We start from the raw sequence: 1,631 nt of genomic DNA on the forward strand, positions 1-1,631 counted from the left end.
CGGTCGATGACGTAGATGTCGAGCACTGGGCCTTGCCATTCTGGTAATGCACCGTTACGGCCGTTGTCAGAGTAGATGGTGCTGTGCCTGATGCTGCTCCAGCCAGGAACACTGTTATTGTATTTCCAGATATGGAAAAATTCACAATAACATAGTTGCCTGTTGTGCTTTCAGCAGTAAGTGAAACAGCCTCTACATTGTCAAATTTGGTAACGATTGTATCTCCATTTGAGAGAGATACAGAACCAGCAGACATCTTGTAACTTCCAAGACCCGCTCCTCTTTCAACATTAAGTGTAACCATGATCGATCACCTCATGCCTGTGCTGCTGTTTCAGCAACCTTGAAGAGTATGTCTATGTTATCTATAGTGTCGGAAACTCCATACAGGGTTATGGTAAGTGATTCATTCTGTTTTACAGCTGGAAGACTTCCGTTGAGAATTGCCTTGTGATCCTCATTAGTATATAGGTCAGGAGACAGATATACAAGAGGATATCCAACGCTTCTCTGGTTTATTTCCCATGCCTGTAGTGAGGGATTTGCACTGTAATCTGCAATTCCGTATATTGCATATGCCTTAGACTGTGGGACAGTTATAGCCAGTTGCACCATGTCTGGAAATCCATACTTGTTACTTCCAGATGCAAAGGTTATCTCGTTGCTCCCATCATATGCAGTTGCTCCTGCCTGTTGAAGATCATACCAGTAACCTGATCTCACTCTTGGAGATGTTCCTATGCTGGCATCCTTAAATGCCTGTGCTGCAAGCTGTTCAGCACTAATCTCAGTGGCTATTCTCGCTGCTGTATCCCTGTAAGGGATCAGTCTGTAATATTTAGTTTCTTGAGCCATGTTAATCAGTCATAATATAAATAGGAGTTATATTAATTTTATTATTAATAGATTTCATAGATGTAAATTCTTTTATATATGAAAGGTATGTCTTATTATGACGAAACAGAATGTGTTACATTTGCCAGTCCATGAAGTTACCTATAATTTATACTTGGCTCGGTATAGTGAGTTAAAACAAAAGAATCCTAAGGCTACGCATGATGATCTCTTAAGATCACTGCTTGGCCTATCTTAATTTTTTAATCTTTTCCATTTATCAGGTCTGCCAGTGCCTTATAGAATCCTTGATTGAATATAATGGCATGAAAGACAAAACCAGAAATTACAACAGATGTCGTTAAGGGATTGGTTACATAAACATAGACATCTCTATTAAATGGCAAAGTTGTTATCAGATTTATAACATAATCATCTGTAGTGCTGTCAAATTCAGAAATAAATGGGATATTGGGTATATACTCAGTATATCCTCCGTCATATATGTTCTGAATTGTTCCGTATATCTTCCTGTTGTCAGACTGGATGGTAAATACCAGATCAGGACTGGAAGAATTTAGCAGCGTCTCAAGGATTAGTCCCCTCTTGTTTGTTATTGCACTCTTGAGCAATTGTATATTCTTTGCACCAGCAGGTATAACAAGAGGGTTAGTTGGTTCTATCGACTGAACATAATCACTCCAGTAAGACTTTGGGATCCCAGGTAAATAATCTATTATGCTTGGCATAAATTAGAATGACATTGTTATTTATATACTTTTAAGTTCAAAATCTCC

At 38.6% G+C, this 1,631-nt stretch carries 3 protein-coding genes; all 3 read right to left on the reverse strand.

Annotated elements, in window-relative coordinates; all coding sequences use genetic code 11:
• The coding region (locus M7Q83_RS14000) for a hypothetical protein (protein WP_298340226.1) at positions 1-304 on the reverse strand (304 nt) is incomplete at its 3' end.
• An 11-nt stretch (positions 305-315) separates the two neighbouring features.
• Positions 316-855 (reverse strand): hypothetical protein, encoded by a 540-nt coding sequence (locus M7Q83_RS14005; protein ID WP_298340229.1) that lies wholly within the window; start codon positions 853-855, stop codon positions 316-318.
• A 242-nt stretch (positions 856-1,097) separates the two neighbouring features.
• On the reverse strand, positions 1,098-1,583 hold the full coding sequence (locus M7Q83_RS14010) for a hypothetical protein (RefSeq protein ID WP_298340232.1): 486 nt from the start codon (positions 1,581-1,583) through the stop codon (positions 1,098-1,100).
• Positions 1,584-1,631 lie beyond the last annotated feature (48 nt).

Source organism: Ferrimicrobium sp. (assembly GCF_027364955.1).
Taxonomy (GTDB): Bacteria; Actinomycetota; Acidimicrobiia; order Acidimicrobiales; family Acidimicrobiaceae; genus Ferrimicrobium.

Bases quoted from the DNA above. Each gene is read 5' to 3' on its own strand.
- M7Q83_RS14005 (WP_298340229.1), bottom strand. From the start codon at position 855: ATGGCTCAAGAAACTAAATATTACAGACTGATCCCTTACAGGGATACA.
- M7Q83_RS14010 (WP_298340232.1), bottom strand. From the start codon at position 1,583: ATGCCAAGCATAATAGATTATTTACCTGGGATCCCAAAGTCTTACTGG.